This is a genomic window from Halopseudomonas sp. 4NH20-0008 (assembly GCF_057548395.1).
Map to the genome: position 1 here is coordinate 45,715 of NZ_BAAJMD010000004.1, position 17,264 is coordinate 62,978.

The window sequence follows — 17,264 nt, forward strand, 5'->3', positions numbered from 1 at the left end:
ATGAGCAAAGTTAATTGGGACGACTACGCCTCCAAGGGTTTTTATGACGAGCTGATCGCCGCGCCAGGCCAACCCAGGCCTGAGGCAGCGATGCTCTGTCAGTATCTGGCTGACCTGGATTCCCGTGAGCTGGCTGAGCACAAGACCGCAGCCGAGGTGGCAATTCAACTGATGGGCATCACTTTTACTGTGTATACCGAAGGCAGCATGATTGACCGTGCCTGGCCCTTCGATATCGTCCCGCGCATCATTCCTCTGGCCGAATGGCAGAAGACTGAAGCCGGGCTCAAGCAGCGCGTGCAGGCGCTGAACATGTTTATTGATGATCTCTACCACGGGCAGAAGATCATTAAAGACAAGATCTTTCCGGCTGAGATTCTGGCCAAGTCGGTCAACTTCCGCCCCCAGTGCGTTGGCGTGAAAACGCCGCACAATATTTGGGCGCACATTTGCGGCTCGGATCTGGTGCGCGACAAGGACGGCACACTCTATGTGCTGGAAGACAACCTGCGAGTCCCCTCCGGCGTGTCCTACATGCTGGAAAACCGCAACGTCACCAAGCGGGTCCTGCCTGAGCTGTTTGCCACTGGCCTGATTCAGCCGGTGGATGATTACACCTCTCAGCTATATGACATGCTGGCGTCCATGTCGCCCCGCCCGGGCGATGATCCCTGCATCGTCATTCTGACCCCCGGCATATACAACTCAGCCTATTACGAACACGCCTATCTGGCGCAACAGATGGGTGTAGAGGTGGTTGAAGGCTCCGACCTGGTGGTCGGTGATGATGACTGTGTCTACATGCGCCGCATCGATGGCCTGAGTCGAGTCGATGTGATCTATCGCCGGGTCGATGACATGTTCCTCGACCCCGAGGTCTTTCACCCCGATTCAATGCTCGGCGTACGTGGTTTGATGCGCGCCTGGCGTAAGGGCAATGTGGCACTGGCCAACGCGCCAGGCGCGGGTGTGGCGGATGACAAGGTGGTGTATGCCTTTGTCCCGCAGATCATCAAGTACTACCTGGGTGAAGAGCCCTTGCTGCCAAACGTGCCCAGTTACCTGTGCATGTTTGATGATGATCGCAAGTACGTACTCGACAACCTCGACAAACTGGTGGTCAAACCGGCCAACGAGTCCGGCGGCTACGGCATGCTGATCGGTCCACATTCAACCAAGAAGGAACGTGACACCTTTGCCGCGCTGATCAAGGCAGACCCACGCAATTACATGGCGCAACCGACCCTGAGCCTGTCCACCTCACCTACCCTGTGCGGCAATGTCATGGAACCAAGACATGTCGATCTGCGACCCTTTATTCTGTCCGGCGAAACACCCTGGGTGACCACCGGCGGACTGACCCGGGTAGCCTTGACCAAAGGCTCATTGGTGGTCAATTCATCCCAGGGCGGCGGTAGCAAAGACACCTGGATTGTCGATCTGGCGGGGAACTGATCATGCTCTCACGTGTAGCTGAAAACATTTACTGGCTGGCACGCTATATCGAGCGTGCCGAAGATACCGCGCGCCTGCTCAGCGTCAACAGTCACCTGTTGCTCGACCTGCCGCGCTCGACCAAGCTTGGCTGGTCGGAAATCATCGCCATTACCGGCAATGATGAGCTCTTTGACGAGCATTATGAAAGTCGCGATGAGGCCAGCGTGCTGTCCTTCATGTGCGGAGACCGGCGTTACTCCGGCTCGATCATCAGCTCCTTGGCCGCCGCCCGCGAGAACCTGCGTACCACCCGGGAAATCATCCCGCGGGAAATCTGGGAAGAAATCAACCAGTTGTATCTGAGCGTCAAGGAGCAGGTCGAAGCCGGCATCACCCCGCGCCGCCGCGATGCCTTTCTCAATCGGGTTATCCGCAGCTGCCAGACGGTCAACGGCCTGGTTGAGGGCATGCTCAGCTATGGTACGGCACGCACCTTTCTGATCCTCGGGCGCCAGCTCGAGCGCGCAGACATGACCACGCGCATCATCGATGTGCGCTCGGCCAATCTGTTGCCCCGCAGCCCGGAAGACATGATGCCCTTTGAGAGCCTGCAATGGATGAGCGTGTTGAAGTCCTTGAGCGGCTTTCAGATGTACCGCCAGCATGTACGTCTGCGCATACGTGGACCGGATGTACTGCAATACCTGTTGCAGGACCGGCGTTTCCCGCGTGCCGTAGCCTGTAGCCTGGAACGTCTGGCCACGGCATTGCATAGCCTGCCGATGCATGAATTGGCATTGGATGAAGTGGAAACCTGCCGCAAGCATCTCAGCGAGGCAGAAATCATGCGCATGGCCGCTGAACCGGACCTTCTGCATGCCTTTGTCGATGAGATCCAACTGGACTTCACCGAACTGCATGAGGCCATTCGCAAGACTTACTTCGCCGATCCGGAAGAGGCCGCACAGGCACAACAGCAGTAGAAACCGCCCCCCGCCGGGGGGCGAACACATGGGTAGCAGAACATGAGTTATTTCGACCAGTTGGTCAAACGCAGCGAAGGAAGCCAGCTGTTCGATTATCACCCCAACGGTCATGTACAGCGTTGCCAGTGTGGCCAAGCCGTGTTCTTCAGCAATACTCGCTGCCTGCGCTGCGGTGCGGAGCTGGGCTATCATCCTCAGCAGGGCAAGCTCTGTAGTCTGCAGCCCGGTGTCAACGCCGAGCGCTGGACCGTCATTTCGCCAGGACCCTTGCAAGGTAAGCAGTTTCAGCGTTGCGCTAACCTGCAGCAGCCAGCCCAATGCAACTGGCTGGTACATGATCCGGCTACTGCGCCGTTCTGCCAGGCCTGCGCCCTGAACCTGACCATTCCCGACCTGAGCTATCCTGACAATGGGCTGTACTGGTTTCTTATCGAAGAAGCCAAGCGCCGACTGATTGCCCAACTGGTAATGCTTGGGCTGCCGGTCATATCCCGTCAGCAGGATCCGCAACAGGGTCTGGGCTTCAAACTACTGCGTCCCCAGCCCGGAAAACCCCCGGTGCTGACTGGCCATATGGACGGGGTCATTACCCTGGATATCAGCGAAGCCGACCCGGCCCATCGTGAACAGGTTCGCCAGAACATGCGTGAGCCCTATCGCACCCTGCTCGGGCATTTTCGCCATGAATCTGGGCACTACTACTGGGATAGACTGGTACGCAACAGCCCCTGGCTGGAGCCCTATCGCGCCCTGTTTGGTGATGAACGTCAGGACTATCAGCAGGCTCTGGACCAGCACTACAGCAACGGCCCACCGGCCGATTGGCGCGACAGCTACATCAGCAATTATGCCGCCTCGCACCCCTGGGAAGATTGGGCCGAAAGCTGGGCGCATTACCTGCACATGACCGATACACTGAATGTGGCGCTGGACTTCGGCATTCACCTGGACACCCTGCGCTTGCAAATCGATCACTTCAAGCCTGAGCAACTGGACAATTGCGTACCTGGCCCGGGCGATCAGCAGGCTTTTATCGCCTTTATCAATCGCTGGGTCGAGTTGAGCAGCGTACTCAACGTGCTGGCCAGGAGCATGGGGCAGGCGGATATCTATCCCTTTGTGCTGACCCTGCCAAGTCTGAAAAAGCTCTATCTGGTGCATCGAGTTGTTGCCGAGAACACCGGCAGCCCATGATCGGCTGACAGGGATTCCCTGGCTGGGGTGAATCTTAACCAGCCGCTGTTGGAACAGCATTTCGATGCCAATAAGGGTAAGATCCAAGGCTGATTTCAATCTGCAAGGGTTAACGCATGTCCTCATCCCCTATCATCGCAGGCCTGTGCCAGACGCGCCTGCAACGCATTGGCGCACATCTTGATCGCGCCTACATTGAACCCGGCAAACTACCCGGCGCTCTTACGCTTGTAGCCCGGCGCGGCGAGATTGCCTACCTGCATGCCCAGGGCCTGATGGACGTGGAGCGCAACAAACCGGTACAGCGCGACACGCTGTTTCGCATTTATTCGATGACCAAACCCATTACCTCGATTGCGCTGATGCAGCTCTATGAACAAGGGCGCTTTCTGCTCGACGATCCGGTACACAAATACATTCCGGCCTGGCACAACCTCAAGGTCTACAAGGCCGGCATTCACCCGCAGTTTCTGACTAGCAACGCCATACGGCCGATGAGTATTCGCGATCTGCTCACCCACCAGTCGGGCCTGACCTATGGTTTTATGAACCGGAGTAATGTGGACGCCGCCTACCGTGAGCTGAAGCTTGATGGCGGCAGCGGCTTGACCCTGGAACGGCTGATCCATGACCTGTCGCGCCTGCCACTGGAGTTTTCACCGGGCAGCGCCTGGAATTACTCGGTTGCTACCGATGTCTGCGGTTACCTGGTTCAGCTGCTGTCCGGCAAGCCGCTGGATCAGTATTTTGCCGAGCATATCTTTCAACCGCTGGGCATGACCGACACCTTCTTCACCGTGCCAGCAGACAAGATCGAACGGCTGGCGGCCTGCTACCAGTACCAGCCCGGCGACAAGTTCAGCCTGCAGGATGATCCGCACAAATCCAGCTTTACCCGCGCCCACGGCTACCTGTCCGGCGGTGGCGGCCTGGTATCCAGCATTGATGATTACTACCGCTTTGCCCAAGCGCTGGCCAACGGCGGAGCCTTGGACGGCGCACGGATTATCGGGCGCAAGACCCTGGCGTTCATGCGTATGAACCACCTGCCGGGCAATCAGGATCTGCCCGGTGTGTCCACCGGCGCCTTCAGCGAAACGCCCTATGAGGGCTCGGGATTCGGCCTGGGATTTTCCGTCAAGCTGGACGTGGCCAAGTCACAGACCAATGGATCGGTAGGCGAGTATGGTTGGGGCGGCATGGCCAGCACCAATTTCTTTATTGATCCGGTCGAGGACCTGCTGATGATCTTCATGACCCAGCTGATCCCCTCCTCTACCTATCAGGTGCGGCAGGAGCTGCGTGCTATCGTCAACGGCGCGCTGGTCGACTGAGGCCTCGCCTCATTCCGGCTCGGCGTGGGATACCCAGATCAGCGCGTCGGTATCAAATCCCAACGCCGTTGCCCGGCTGACAAAGTCGGCCTTGAGTTCATCGCTGACCTCAGGACTGCGTGCCAGCAGCCACAGATAGCCCGTGTTCGGACCTGAGACCATGGAGTAGTCATAGCTCTCGCCAAGGCCGAAAATACCATAGGCGCCGTAGAACGGGCCAAAGAAGGAGACCTTGAGGTAGCCGGTGGCCTCATCTTCGACAAAGTAAGCCTTGCCTTGCGCTTCCTTCCATTCGTCTTTGGCACTGTCATAACCACGGTTCAACACAGCAATGCCGCCATCCTCGCGCTGGCTGTAGTCTGCCGTCACCTGACTCAGACCCTGCTCGAAGCTGTGGTCCAGCCGCGCAATCTCGTACCAGGTGCCAAGATAACGGCTGGCCTCAAAGTCCTTGACCGGCTCGACGTTCGTTGGCAGCTTCACACAGCCCGCCAGTGCCAGCAGTACAACACTCAAACACCCGATTCTGATCATGGTTTTGCTCTCTGTTGGTGCAGGTACCGCAGAATTTGCCCCATCAAGTCGGAGGCTTCGTCCAGTTCAGGCTCAGGCACAGCCAATAACTGTTCGGCACTCTGGACCCATTCGGTGGGCTGCAATTCGGCCTCGCTTGAGGCCTCGACAAAGGCACGTAACTGCGTGGCCGTTGACTCGAGGTGACACTGTAATCCAATTACCCGGTCGCCGTACTGAAAAGCCTGGTGCGCACAGGCTGCACTGCTGGCCAGATGCACGGCACCGGTCGGCATATCGAAGGTTTCACCATGCCAGTGCAGCACATTGATCTGCTCGGGAAAGCAGAATACATCCTGACGCCCATGACTAACCGCCTGCACCGGGAACCAGCCGATTTCGCGCTGCCGATTGGGATAGACCCGCGAACCCAGCACATTGGCGATCAACTGCGCGCCCAGACAGACACCGAGAATGACCACGCCCTGATCCATGGCCGCCTTGATGAAGGCCTTTTCCTCGACCAGCCAGGGATGCTCCTGCTCATCATTGACACTCATTACCCCGCCCATGATCACCAGCAGGTCGATATCGCCCACGGCGGGCAGACTTTCGCCCTTGTAAAGACGTGTCGCGGTGATGTGGTAACCGAGTTGCTCCAGCCACGGCCGAATACTGCCGAGGCGTTCAAAGTCGGCGTGTTGCAGATAATGCGCATGCATGGATAGGCGTCTCCGGGGGTCAATAACAGGAGTTGGGCGTGCTGTCCGGGCGCAGTTCACCTTCTACTTCATCCGGATCGACATCGTTCAAACGAAGCATTTCCCGTACCAACTCAATCTCGTCAAGAACCTGCTGGAACTGCTCACCGTGATCAAAACGGTTAACGTCCATGGGCTTGGGCATATAGACAAAGGCTACTTTCAATGCGTGCAGCGCGTCCTCACTCATGCGATCACTCATGCCTGCTACCTCCGGGTGGATAATGCTTAAAGAGCATTGCAATACAATGGTTAGCGCTTGCTGATCACACCCTCGGATGTATCAGCTGCAACCTGGTCGGGTTTGAACCATTTAAGCTTGTCGTGCAGCTTGACCACCTCGCCGACAATCAACAGGGTGGGCGGCGTCACCTCGGTACGTTCAACCAGCGCCGGCATGCTCGCCAGCGTGCCAATCAATACCTTCTGGTTGGCGGTAGTGCCCTGCTGCACCAGCGCCATGGGCGTATCGGCGCTGCGGCCATGGGCAATCAATTGTGTGCATATCTCCGGCAGGCCGACCAGTCCCATATAAAACACCAGGGTCTGGCCGGGAGCGACCAGATCGCGCCAGGGCAAATTGGTGCTGCCATCCTTCAGGTGCCCAGTAACAAAACGCACGGACTGGGCATGGTCGCGATGGGTCAGCGGAATACCGGCATAGGCCGAGCAGCCATTGGCCGCAGTGACGCCAGGCACAACCTGAAAGGGCACACCATGGGCAGACAGCTCTTCAATCTCTTCACCACCACGCCCAAAGATGAACGGGTCACCGCCCTTCAGCCGCAGTACGCGCTTGCCCTCTTTCGCCAGTTTGACCAAAAGCTGATTGATCTGGTCCTGGGGTACAGCATGATCAGCGCGGCGCTTGCCGACATAAATGCGCTCGGCATCGCGGCGGCACAAATCGATAATGGCGGTGGGAACCAGGCGATCATAGAGCACCACATCGGCCTGCTGCATCAAACGCAGGGCGCGAAAGGTCAGCAGATCCGGGTCACCGGGGCCGGCACCGACCAGATAGACCTCACCAACATAGCTCTGACCGGCCTGCTGCGACAACCGACTGGCCAGCAGGTCTTCGGCGTCCTGATCTTGCCCGGCAAATACCCGCTCAGCTACATCACCCTGAAAGACATTTTCCCAGAACACCCGACGCTGGTTGATCTGTGGAAAAGCCGCTTTGACCTGACTGCGAAAACGCTTGGCCAGTTGCGCCAACTTGCCGTAGGTGTGCGGAAACAGGGTTTCAATCCGCGCCCGGGTCAAACGCGCCAATACCGGGGCATGGCTGCCACTGGACACGGCAATGATCAGCGGTGAACGATCGACAATGGCGGGAAAGATCACCGTACACAGATCCGGCGCATCCACCGCATTGACCGGCAAGTGACGCGCCTGGGCGTCAGCCGATACCCGGGCATTCAAGGTTTCATCATCGGTTGCCGCGATAACCAGCTGCACACCATTCAGATCATCAGCCAGATAGCCACGCTCAGTGCAGGTCCCGCCACTGGCTGATACCAGCGCGCGCAAATCAGCCTCGATCTCCGGAGCCACCACCTGCAGGCAGGCACCGGCCTCATGCAACAGGCGTGATTTGCGCAGGGCAATCTCGCCGCCACCGACGACCAAAACCGGACGGCCCTGAAGGTTGTGAAACAGCGGCAGGTATTCCATCAGTCGATAATCTCGATACCGCCCATGTAGGGCAGCAGCACATCCGGTACGCGGACACTGCCGTCAGCCTGCTGGTAATTTTCCAGAATCGCTACCAGGGTGCGGCCCACCGCCAGGCCGGAACCGTTAAGGGTATGAACCAGCTCTGGCTTGCCTGTTTCCGGGTTGCGCCAGCGCGCCTGCATGCGCCGCGCCTGGAAATCGCCGCAGCTGGAACAGGAGGAAATTTCGCGGTACTTGCCCTGGGTCGGAATCCACACCTCAAGGTCATAGGTTTTCACCGCGCCAAAACCCATGTCGCCAGTGCAGAGCGCCAACACCCGGTATGGCAGATCCAGTAGCTTGAGAATGTTCTCGGCATGTCCGGTTAACTGCTGAAGCGCCTGATCAGAGTCCTCGGGACGGACGATCTGGACCATTTCAACCTTGTCGAACTGGTGTTGGCGGATCATGCCACGGGTGTCACGCCCGGCAGAGCCGGCTTCGCTACGGAAACAGGCGGTGTGGGCAGTGAGCTTCAGGGGCAGCTGGTCGGCGCTCAAGATGCTCTGGCTGACCATATTGGTCAGCGTGACTTCAGCGGTCGGGATCAGGTACAGATCGCTCTGGTCTTCACCGCGCGGCACCTTGAACAGATCCGCCTCGAACTTGGGTAACTGACCGGTCCCCTGCAGCGCCTCGGCCTGCACCAGATAAGGGGTATAGACCTCTTCGTATCCGTGCTCGTTGACGTGCAGGTCAAGCATGAACTGCGCCAGCGCCCGATGCAGCCGGGCAATCGGGCCACGCATCAAGGCAAAACGCGCGCCGGACAGTTTGGCCGCGGTTTCAAAATCGAGGTAACCGTGCTGCTCTCCCAGCTCAACATGGTCGCGGGGAGTAAAATCAAACTGGCACGGCTCACCCCAGCGGCGAATCTCGACATTCTCATCCTCGCTGGTACCGACAGGGACCGAGGCGTCCGGCAGGTTCGGCAGGGTCAGCAACAGGGCATCAAGCTCTGCCTGAATCACATCCAGTTCTTTCTTGGCGGCATCGAGTTCATTGCCCATGCGGTCCACATCCGCCAACAGCGGCTGAATGTCCTCACCACGGGCTTTGGCCTGACCTATCGACTTGGAACGGCTGTTACGCTCGGCCTGCAGGGTTTCAGTCAGGGTCTGGGCGCTCTTGCGACGGGCTTCCAGGCTCTCAAGCAGTTCAACATCCAGTGTAAAACCCCGTGTGGCGAGGCGTTCGGCAACCAGTTGCGGCTGGCTGCGGACCAGTTTCGGATCAAGCATGGGTCATCATCTTTTGGTTACGGTGGCGGTCAGACCGGTGTGGTGCCGGTCAGACCTGGATTATAGCGCGCCGCGCAGGTGCCGGACGCCGGTCTGCATGGTATCAAAGATCGGGGTCGGCTCGCCGCTTTGTCTTGCTTTGTCTGTCGAGGCTGCGCAGATACTCGAGCTTCTGACCGATTTTCAATTCCAGGCCACGGGGTACCGGGCGGTAATACTGGCGCGGACTCAAGGCTTCAGGGAAATAGTCCTCACCGGCCGCATAGGCTTCGGGCTCGTCGTGGGCATAACGATAGGCCTCGCCATAACCCAGTTCTTTCATCAATTTGGTCGGGGCGTTGCGTAGATGCAGTGGCGGCTCATGACTGGGCTGACTGGCAACATCCTGCCTGGCTGCCTTGAAGGCGCTGTAGACCGCGTTGCTTTTAGGTGCGCAGGCCAGATAGACGATAGCCTGGGCCACCGCCAGCTCGCCTTCGGGACTGCCAAGACGCTCCTGCACGTCCCAGGCATTCAGGCACAGGGTCAAGGCTCGCGGATCAGCGTTGCCTATATCCTCACTGGCCATGCGCACTACGCGCCGGGCGATATACAACGGATCGCAGCCGCCATCGAGCATGCGCGCAAACCAGTACAGCGAGGCATCCGGGTTGGAGCCGCGCACGGATTTGTGCAAGGCAGAAATCTGGTCGTAGAAGGCTTCCCCGCCTTTGTCGAAGCGACGTTGGCTATCATTGAGCAGCTCGCTGAGCAGACTTTCACTGATCTCGCCTTGATCCTCGAGCAGGTCAGCGGCGATTTCCAGCAGATTCAGCAAGCGCCTGGCGTCACCGTCAGCGGCATCAATCAGCAATCCACGGGCGGCGTCACTCAGACGCAGAGCATGCTGCCCGAGTCCGCGTTCCGTGTCGCTCAGCGCGCGATCAAGCAAGGCACTGAGCGCCTCGGTATCCAGGCCTTTGAGCACATAGACGCGGGCACGCGAGAGCAAGGCGTTATTCAGTTCGAAGGAGGGGTTTTCCGTGGTGGCGCCGATAAACAGCAGGGTGCCGTCTTCAACGTAGGGCAGAAAGGCATCCTGCTGCGCCTTGTTGAAGCGATGTACTTCATCAACAAAGAGGATGGTCCTACGCCCACTCTGGGCCAGATGCTGACGCGCCTGGTCGACGGCGACACGGATATCCTTGACCCCGGCCATGACCGCCGAGAGCGTGACAAAATGCGCCTCTGCCAGGGTGGCCAACAGGCGTGCGAGGGTGGTTTTACCCACCCCCGGCGGGCCCCAGAAAATCATCGAATGCAGGGCGCCCTGCTCAAGCGCCGTGCGCAGAGGGCGTCCGGGGCCGAGTAAATGGGTCTGCCCGGCATATTCATCGAGGGTGGCGGGACGCATGCGCGCGGCCAGTGGTTGACTGGCCGACTGCGCATCAAACAGTCCGGGTTCAGTCACTGATGACATCGACGCCATCTGGCGCGACAAAAACGAAACGCTGATCATCGATTGGCTCGTTGATCTGCACATTGCTGAACAGGATATTGGTGCGCTGGCCGACCGCGTCGCTGATCTGCATATCGTTGATCACGCCGCCCCAGAAAGACACCCGCAAGGTATCGAACAGGGTGTCATTGACCTTGGGTGTCAGCACGAAATCAACCACATCGCCCCCCTCGTTGATGAGGATATTGAAGCTTTCCTGCAGGGTGCTGACGTCACCCGACAGCAACAAGGCCGGCGTATGGGTCAGGCGCATGTCCATATCCTGCACAATGACCTGCATCAGGTCCGGATCATACAGCCACATCTTCACGCCGTCGGTAACCACCACCTGCTCCAGGGGGGCATCGGTGTGCCAGTAAAACATCCCGGGGCGCTTGAGCTCCATCTGACCGGTCGCTTCCTGCATATTGGCGCCATTGGAACTCAAGGTCATCTGCGAGAAGGTGGCAGTAATGGTATTGGCACTGGATAACAGACCGTTAAGCCGCTCGGCAGCAACAGCCTGATCATCGGTCTGGGCCTGTACCGATAGACTCAGCAACAGGGCAGCAAGACCGGGAAGCAGCAGGGTTTTCAACATGGCAGTGGGGTATCTCCAATTGGACTGGGTCAGAGCTGGCAGTGTCAGTCACGCACCGGGGGCGGTGCAATGACCTCACGCGAACCGTTGGTATTCATCGGGGTCACTACCCCGGCCATTTCCATGGCTTCAATCATTCTGGCGGCGCGGTTATAGCCGATTTTCAGCTTGCGCTGCACGGCCGAAATGGATGCCCGACGGCTTTCGCAGACAAAGCGTACAGCCTCGTCGTACAACGCATCTTCTTCGCTGTCGCCACCACCCATGCCACCGGAGGTGTCGAAGGCCGAACCGGCGCCGTCATCGGCACCATCAAGAATATCCTGGATGTAATCCGGCTCACCGCGCTTCTTCCACTCATCCACCAGCCGGTGTACTTCCTCGTCGGAGACAAAGGCGCCGTGCACGCGGACCGGCAAGCTGGTACCGGGTGGCATGTAGAGCATGTCGCCATGCCCGAGCAGCTGCTCTGCCCCGCCTTGATCAAGAATGGTGCGCGAGTCAATCTTGCTCGATACCTGGAAAGCCATACGGGTCGGGATATTGGCCTTGATCAGACCGGTAATCACATCCACCGAGGGCCGCTGGGTTGCCAGGATCAGGTGAATACCGGCGGCGCGGGCTTTCTGGGCAATGCGCGCAATCAGCTCTTCAACCTTTTTGCCGACGATCATCATCATGTCAGCAAATTCATCGATTACTACTACGATCACTGGCAGCGTCTCGAGTTCCGGAGCCAGATCATCCATGGACTCGCGACGGTAAAGCGGGTCTGTCAACGGCGTACCGGCTTTCTGGCCATCCTTGACCTTGCGATTGAAGCCAGCGAGGTTACGCACACCCATGGCGGCCATCAGTTTGTAGCGACGTTCCATCTCGGCGACACACCAACGCAGAGCGTTCGCCGCTTCTTTCATATCGGTCACAACCGGTGCCAGCAGGTGCGGAATACCTTCATAGATCGACAGTTCCAGCATCTTCGGGTCGATCATGATCAAGCGCACTTCCTCTGGCGGCGACTTGAACAGAATGCTCAGCAGCATGGCATTGACACCCACCGACTTACCCGAGCCCGTGGTACCCGCCACCAGCAGGTGGGGCATCTTGGCCAGATCAGCCATGACCGGATGACCGCCGATATCATGCCCCAGCGCCAGCGTCACCGGCGAGGTGGCCTCGTCAAATTCGCGGGTTTCCAGCACCTCGGACAGGCGCACGATTTCACGGTCTTCGTTGGGAATTTCGATACCGACAGTGGTCTTGCCGGGAATCACCTCGACCACCCGCACACTGATCACCGCCAGCGAGCGGGCCAGATCCTTGGCCAGGTTGGAAATCTTGCTGACCTTCACACCCGGTGCCGGCTGAATCTCGAAGCGAGTAATCACGGGGCCCGGCTGCACCTTCTCTACTTCCGCCTCAACCCCGAAGTCCTTGAGCTTGAGTTCCAGTAGACGCGACATGCCCTCCAGCGACTCGGCGGAAAAGCCCTTCTGCTTCTTGCTCGCAGGGTCCAGAAGGGAAATCGGCGGCAGCGAACCGGGCTCGACACTGTCGCTGAACAGGCGTGACTGCTTTTCCTTCTGCAGTCGCACACTGGCTTCAACCGGTTTGGTGTCCAGCGGGACGATTTCCGGCGGCAGCCGGTGTTCCCGGGCCGCCACATGTTTGGCCAGGGCTTCCTGGCGCTGAGCCTTGGACGCATCAGCCTGACGCTGGTCTGCGGCGCTGAATACCGGCTCACTGCGGGCAGCCGGCTGCTTGCCGGGCCGACCTGGCATCTCACGCTGCAGGGCTGTTGAGGCACGACGGGCTCGCCAACTGGCCCAGGCCCGCTTGAGCAGGTCGAGCAAATCCAGGGTAATGCGCCCAGTCAGTTCCATGACCTTGAACCACGACAGATTGGTAAACACCGTCAGACCGAACAGAAACAGAGTGAGGAATACCAAGGTACTGCCCTGCATGTTCAGAATCGGGTAAGCCAGTTGTGACAACAACTGCCCCAGCACCCCGCCGGAGCCGGCGCCATCAGGAAAATGTGCTGGTTGTGAGCCATGCAGCGCGGCCAGCGCGGTACCCGCCAGCAAGGTCAGTACAAAACCAATCAGGCGCCAGGAAAACAGCCAGCCATTCCAGATAAAAGGCAAATGACGACGGCGGAACATCTGCCACACCTTGAGGGCGACGATCAGCGGAAACAGATAGGCCAGATAACCCAACGCGAGCAGTAGCACATCGGCAATCCAGGCGCCCATGCTGCCACCGGCATTGCTCACCTGCGCGGTATCACCACTGCGGGTCCAGCCCGGATCACTGGTCTGGTAGGTAAACAGTGCCATGCACAGGTACAGGCACAGGGCAATCATCGCCAGCAACGCGCCTTCGCGTAACCGCAGGGTCAGTTGTTCACGCCATACCGGCATGGCTGTCGAGACTTTGTTATCCTTCAAAACGCAGGCTTCCATTGTTGAACGCCGGTCATTGTACGATGTCCGGCAGGGGAATTCATAAATGCCGTTTGCGCTCTGTGCTCCCGCCTCGGCGGAAACAACACGAACGGCAGGGCCAAGGCCCTTTGTACTGCACCAGATTCCTGAACTATATTCATATCTGACAATAACTTATATCAGATAGCTGATAAACCATTTAAATCATCCAGTCACACCCAAGGCTCCGTATGACGCAATTGACCTGGCTTGATCCGGATAGCCTGGAGTTCCCACAGGCCGAGATGGCACTGGCGGACCCACCCGGACTGCTCGCTGCCGGTGGTGATCTGTCCCCCGCCCGACTTTTGGCCGCTTATCGGCGCGGCATCTTTCCCTGGTATCAGGATGGTCAACCGCTGCTCTGGTGGTGCCCCGCCCCGCGCACCGTTCTGATCCCGAAAAAGCTGCATATATCCCGCAGCATGCAAAAATTCCTGCGCCAAAGCGATCTGCACCTGAGTATCGACCGCGATTTTGCCGGCGTGATTCGCGCTTGTTCTGAACCTAGAGCCTATGCCGACTCGACCTGGATTACCGAAGAAATGCAGGCCGCTTACCGACGCCTGCATGCCTTAGGTGTAGCCCACTCGGTCGAGGTCTGGGAAGACACTGTTCTGGTCGGCGGACTCTACGGCCTGGCCATTGGCCGGGTATTTTTTGGCGAGTCGATGTTCAGCCGCCGCAGCAATGCCTCCAAGGCGGCCTTTATTCATCTGGTCAGGCAGTTGGCCAGCTGGGGATTCAGTCTGATCGACTGCCAGATGCCCACCGACCACCTGTTCAGCCTGGGCGCCGAATCCATGGATCGCGAGCAATTTCTGGCACAGTTGCAACGCGATTGCAGTGAAGATATACCCAGCGCCTGGGGCGTCACGCAATAGTCCATCACCGGCCGGCTTCACCCTCCGGGCAACTCGGCCTATACTGCTTACGAGTCTCAACGAACCTGCCATCATGACCGATCTGGCCCAGCTCAAGTTTTACGCCACCCAGCCCCATGGCTGCAGCTACCTGCCGGAAGAGCGGGCCACCACGCTATTCCTTGATCCGCAGAAAAGCATTGATTCAACCACCTACAGCCAGCTCTCGGACCTGGGCTTCAGGCGCAGTGGTGACCATCTCTATCGTCCACATTGCCAGAGCTGCAACGCCTGCATTGCCTGTCGCATTCCGGTTGCGCAGTTCATCCCGACTCGCCAGCAACGCCGCATCAGCCGACGCAACGCCGATCTTGAGGTCAGCGAACAGCCGCCGTTGATGACCGATGAGATCTACCAGCTGTATGCGCGCTATATCGAAGCGCGGCATGGTGATGGCGACATGTATCCGCCCAGCCGCGAGCAGTTCAGCTCCTTTCTTGTCCGCGATCTACCCTTCTGCCGCTTTCTGACCTTCAGGCTGGAAGGTCGACTGGTTGCCGTCGCTGTCACTGATTTGCTGGATAACGGCCTGTCTGCTGTCTACACCTTCTACGACCCGAACCTGCCCAAGCGCAGCCTTGGGCGTTTTGCCATCCTCTGGCAGATTGAGGAGACCCGGCGCAGGGGCTTGCATGCGGTGTACCTGGGTTACTGGATCAAGAGTTGCCGCAAAATGAATTACAAGACCGAATACCGGCCGCTTGAGATGCTCGCCAACCAGCGCTGGATCCTGATTACCTGATTATTTACAGCCCACGCGTTGCAAAAAACACGATGCGCCTTGGCTGTTGTGCACTTTTCAGGCACAATTGCTCACCTTTTTTACGGGCATGACCTGTTTTGCCCGTTGAATTCCCGACATTTGAGAGGCCTTTGCTTAATGGCAAAAGAAGACAGTATTGAAATGGAAGGCACCATCGTTGATACGTTGCCGAACACCATGTTCCGCGTTGAACTGGAAAACGGCCACGTAGTAACTGCCCACATTTCAGGCAAAATGCGCAAGAACTACATCCGCATTCTGACCGGCGACAAAGTGCGTGTTGAACTGACTCCCTACGACCTGACCAAGGGTCGCATCACCTACCGCGCTCGTTAATCCGGGTACCCTGCCCGGTTGCCCTGGCCGCTTCGGCCAACGTCAACGCCAGCAAAGCCTGCACATTCGACTACCCATCGAGTGCGCTTTGCCACGTCTGCTGGCTATTGATCACGGGGCATAAAAAAACCGCTCACATTGGAGCGGTTTTTCCGTCAGCAGCCTTGGATCAGCGGGCTGGCATATAACGTCCCAGCTCGTGCTTGCCAATCGCGGCACGGTGCACTTCGTCCGGACCATCGGCCAGACGCAGGGTACGCTGCATGGCGTACATGTGCGCCAGCGGGAAGTCCTCGGAGACACCAGCACCACCATGCATCTGAATGGCACGGTCAATGACGCGCAGGGCCACATTGGGTGCAACAACCTTGATCTGGGCAATTTCGCTCTTGGCGACCTTGTTGCCGACGGTATCCATCATGTAGGCGGCATTCAGGGTCAACAGGCGAGCCTGGTTGATGTCGATACGCGACTCTGCGATCAGGTCGATGTTGCCGCCCAACTGCGCCAGACGCTTGCCGAAGGCTTCACGTTCAACCGAGCGCTTGCACATCAGCTCCAATGCACGCTCGGCGGCACCGATGGAACGCATGCAGTGGTGAATACGGCCTGGCCCAAGGCGACCCTGGGCGATCTCGAAACCACGACCCTCACCCAGCAGTACGTTGTCATAGGGAACGCGGACGTTCTCCAGAACCACTTCAGCGTGACCGTGCGGAGCGTCGTCATAACCGAAAACCGGCAGCGGACGAATAACCTTCAGGCCGGGCGAGTCCATCGGCACCAGAATCATCGAGTGCTGCTGGTGACGCGGCGCATCGGGATTGGTCAGACCCATGAAAATCATGATCTTGCAACGTGGATCACAGGCACCGGACGTCCACCACTTGCGACCGTTGATAACCCACTCGTCGCCTTCGCGGCGGGCATTGGCCTGCATATTGGTCGCATCCGAAGAAGCGACACCGGGCTCGGTCATGCCGAAGCAGGAACGAATTTCGCCGGCCAGCAGCGGCTTCAACCAGCGTTCTTTCTGTTCTTCATTACCGTAGCGGACGATGGTTTCCATGTTGCCGGTGTCTGGCGCGCTGCAGTTGAAGGCTTCTGAAGCCAGGCCGGAACGACCCATCAGCTCGGCCAGTGGCGCGTATTCGAGGTTGGTCAGGCCTGCACCCAGCTCGGACTCAGGCAGAAACAGGTTCCACAGACCGGCGGCACGCGCCTTGACCTTGAGCTCCTCAACAACAGCGGTGGGCTGCCAGCGATCACCTTCATTGACCTGATGATGAAAGATTGGCTCCGCAGGGAAAACATGTTCCTGCATGAATGCATCAACACGTTCGCGAAGCTCTTTAACCTTGGGCGAGTATCCAAAATCCATAATTGCATGCCTTTTCTGGTGACAGTGATAAATCTCCCCATTGATGCTAGATGAGGTATGTGGATTTATCTAACCTATTTTCTGCGTGTATAAACATTCATAAGCAATA

At 58.3% G+C, this 17,264-nt stretch carries 16 protein-coding genes; 7 read left to right on the plus strand and 9 right to left on the minus strand.

Features of this window, described 5'->3' with window-relative positions; translation table 11 throughout:
* From AC27HQ_RS05445 to AC27HQ_RS05460, 4 genes are all read left to right on the plus strand, one after another.
* Positions 1 to 1,455 carry a circularly permuted type 2 ATP-grasp protein gene (locus AC27HQ_RS05445; protein WP_487155063.1) on the plus strand — a complete coding sequence of 485 codons (1,455 nt, stop codon included), beginning with the start codon at positions 1 to 3 and terminating at the stop codon, positions 1,453 to 1,455.
* A gap of 2 nt (positions 1,456 to 1,457) precedes the next feature.
* The gene (locus tag AC27HQ_RS05450) at positions 1,458 to 2,420 is read left to right on the plus strand and encodes an alpha-E domain-containing protein (protein ID WP_487155064.1); all 963 of its coding nucleotides are present in this window, start codon (positions 1,458 to 1,460) and stop codon (positions 2,418 to 2,420) included.
* 42 nt (positions 2,421 to 2,462) lie between these two features.
* Positions 2,463 to 3,617, plus strand: coding sequence for a zinc-binding metallopeptidase family protein (locus tag AC27HQ_RS05455; protein WP_487155066.1), 1,155 nt, complete (start codon positions 2,463 to 2,465; stop codon positions 3,615 to 3,617).
* 116 nt (positions 3,618 to 3,733) lie between these two features.
* Positions 3,734 to 4,951 carry a serine hydrolase domain-containing protein gene (locus tag AC27HQ_RS05460; protein ID WP_487155067.1) on the plus strand — a complete coding sequence of 406 codons (1,218 nt, stop codon included), beginning with the start codon at positions 3,734 to 3,736 and terminating at the stop codon, positions 4,949 to 4,951.
* Between the two features lie 9 nt (positions 4,952 to 4,960).
* On the opposite strand, the gene AC27HQ_RS05465 is transcribed toward AC27HQ_RS05460, so the two are convergent.
* The 8 genes from AC27HQ_RS05465 to AC27HQ_RS05500 form a co-directional block, all read right to left on the minus strand.
* Positions 4,961 to 5,485, minus strand: coding sequence for a lipocalin family protein (locus AC27HQ_RS05465; RefSeq protein ID WP_487155069.1), 525 nt, complete (start codon positions 5,483 to 5,485; stop codon positions 4,961 to 4,963).
* A complete protein-coding gene (locus AC27HQ_RS05470) occupies positions 5,482 to 6,186 on the minus strand; it encodes a type 1 glutamine amidotransferase (protein ID WP_487155071.1) in 705 nt (234 codons plus the stop codon). The genes AC27HQ_RS05465 and AC27HQ_RS05470 overlap by 4 nt, the downstream gene beginning before the upstream one ends.
* A gap of 19 nt (positions 6,187 to 6,205) precedes the next feature.
* Positions 6,206 to 6,427: a penicillin-binding protein gene (locus AC27HQ_RS05475; protein WP_487155072.1), complete on the minus strand. Its 222-nt coding sequence runs from the start codon at positions 6,425 to 6,427 to the stop codon at positions 6,206 to 6,208.
* Between the two features lie 50 nt (positions 6,428 to 6,477).
* Positions 6,478 to 7,905 carry a siroheme synthase CysG gene (cysG, locus tag AC27HQ_RS05480; protein WP_487155073.1) on the minus strand — a complete coding sequence of 476 codons (1,428 nt, stop codon included), beginning with the start codon at positions 7,903 to 7,905 and terminating at the stop codon, positions 6,478 to 6,480.
* Positions 7,905 to 9,188: a serine--tRNA ligase gene (gene serS / locus AC27HQ_RS05485; protein WP_487155075.1), complete on the minus strand. Its 1,284-nt coding sequence runs from the start codon at positions 9,186 to 9,188 to the stop codon at positions 7,905 to 7,907. The genes cysG and serS overlap by 1 nt, the downstream gene beginning before the upstream one ends.
* A 103-nt stretch (positions 9,189 to 9,291) precedes the next feature.
* Complete coding sequence (locus tag AC27HQ_RS05490; RefSeq protein WP_487155076.1) at positions 9,292 to 10,647, minus strand: replication-associated recombination protein A; 1,356 nt, start codon at positions 10,645 to 10,647, stop codon at positions 9,292 to 9,294.
* On the minus strand, positions 10,631 to 11,266 hold the full coding sequence (gene lolA / locus AC27HQ_RS05495) for an outer membrane lipoprotein periplasmic chaperone LolA (protein WP_487155078.1): 636 nt from the start codon (positions 11,264 to 11,266) through the stop codon (positions 10,631 to 10,633). Before lolA ends, AC27HQ_RS05490 begins: the two co-directional genes overlap by 17 nt.
* A 44-nt stretch (positions 11,267 to 11,310) precedes the next feature.
* On the minus strand, positions 11,311 to 13,716 hold the full coding sequence (locus AC27HQ_RS05500; RefSeq protein ID WP_487155080.1) for a DNA translocase FtsK: 2,406 nt from the start codon (positions 13,714 to 13,716) through the stop codon (positions 11,311 to 11,313).
* Between the two features lie 227 nt (positions 13,717 to 13,943).
* Here AC27HQ_RS05500 and aat point away from each other — a divergent pair, with 227 nt between their 5' ends.
* The 3 genes from aat (at position 13,944) to infA (ending at position 15,774) form a co-directional block, all read left to right on the plus strand.
* Complete coding sequence (aat, locus tag AC27HQ_RS05505; RefSeq protein ID WP_487155081.1) at positions 13,944 to 14,636, plus strand: leucyl/phenylalanyl-tRNA--protein transferase; 693 nt, start codon at positions 13,944 to 13,946, stop codon at positions 14,634 to 14,636.
* 73 nt (positions 14,637 to 14,709) lie between these two features.
* Entirely contained in the window at positions 14,710 to 15,417 is a 708-nt protein-coding gene (locus AC27HQ_RS05510; RefSeq protein ID WP_487155082.1) for an arginyltransferase, read from the plus strand.
* A 138-nt stretch (positions 15,418 to 15,555) separates the two neighbouring features.
* Positions 15,556 to 15,774 carry a translation initiation factor IF-1 gene (gene infA / locus AC27HQ_RS05515; protein ID WP_036989719.1) on the plus strand — a complete coding sequence of 73 codons (219 nt, stop codon included), beginning with the start codon at positions 15,556 to 15,558 and terminating at the stop codon, positions 15,772 to 15,774.
* Positions 15,775 to 15,943: 169 nt separating this feature from the next.
* On the opposite strand, the gene AC27HQ_RS05520 is transcribed toward infA, so the two are convergent.
* Positions 15,944 to 17,155: an acyl-CoA dehydrogenase gene (locus tag AC27HQ_RS05520; protein ID WP_487155083.1), complete on the minus strand. Its 1,212-nt coding sequence runs from the start codon at positions 17,153 to 17,155 to the stop codon at positions 15,944 to 15,946.
* Positions 17,156 to 17,264 lie beyond the last annotated feature (109 nt).

Coding starts and splice junctions, on each gene's coding strand:
- AC27HQ_RS05445 (WP_487155063.1), top strand. CDS start 1: ATGAGCAAAGTTAATTGGGACGACTACGCCTCCAAGGGTTTTTATGAC.
- AC27HQ_RS05450 (WP_487155064.1), top strand. CDS start 1,458: ATGCTCTCACGTGTAGCTGAAAACATTTACTGGCTGGCACGCTATATC.
- AC27HQ_RS05455 (WP_487155066.1), top strand. CDS start 2,463: ATGAGTTATTTCGACCAGTTGGTCAAACGCAGCGAAGGAAGCCAGCTG.
- AC27HQ_RS05460 (WP_487155067.1), top strand. CDS start 3,734: ATGTCCTCATCCCCTATCATCGCAGGCCTGTGCCAGACGCGCCTGCAA.
- AC27HQ_RS05465 (WP_487155069.1), bottom strand. CDS start 5,485: ATGATCAGAATCGGGTGTTTGAGTGTTGTACTGCTGGCACTGGCGGGC.
- AC27HQ_RS05470 (WP_487155071.1), bottom strand. CDS start 6,186: ATGCATGCGCATTATCTGCAACACGCCGACTTTGAACGCCTCGGCAGT.
- AC27HQ_RS05475 (WP_487155072.1), bottom strand. CDS start 6,427: ATGAGTGATCGCATGAGTGAGGACGCGCTGCACGCATTGAAAGTAGCC.
- cysG (WP_487155073.1), bottom strand. CDS start 7,905: ATGGAATACCTGCCGCTGTTTCACAACCTTCAGGGCCGTCCGGTTTTG.
- serS (WP_487155075.1), bottom strand. CDS start 9,188: ATGCTTGATCCGAAACTGGTCCGCAGCCAGCCGCAACTGGTTGCCGAA.
- AC27HQ_RS05490 (WP_487155076.1), bottom strand. CDS start 10,647: ATGTCATCAGTGACTGAACCCGGACTGTTTGATGCGCAGTCGGCCAGT.
- lolA (WP_487155078.1), bottom strand. CDS start 11,266: ATGTTGAAAACCCTGCTGCTTCCCGGTCTTGCTGCCCTGTTGCTGAGT.
- aat (WP_487155081.1), top strand. CDS start 13,944: ATGACGCAATTGACCTGGCTTGATCCGGATAGCCTGGAGTTCCCACAG.
- AC27HQ_RS05510 (WP_487155082.1), top strand. CDS start 14,710: ATGACCGATCTGGCCCAGCTCAAGTTTTACGCCACCCAGCCCCATGGC.
- infA (WP_036989719.1), top strand. CDS start 15,556: ATGGCAAAAGAAGACAGTATTGAAATGGAAGGCACCATCGTTGATACG.
- AC27HQ_RS05520 (WP_487155083.1), bottom strand. CDS start 17,155: ATGGATTTTGGATACTCGCCCAAGGTTAAAGAGCTTCGCGAACGTGTT.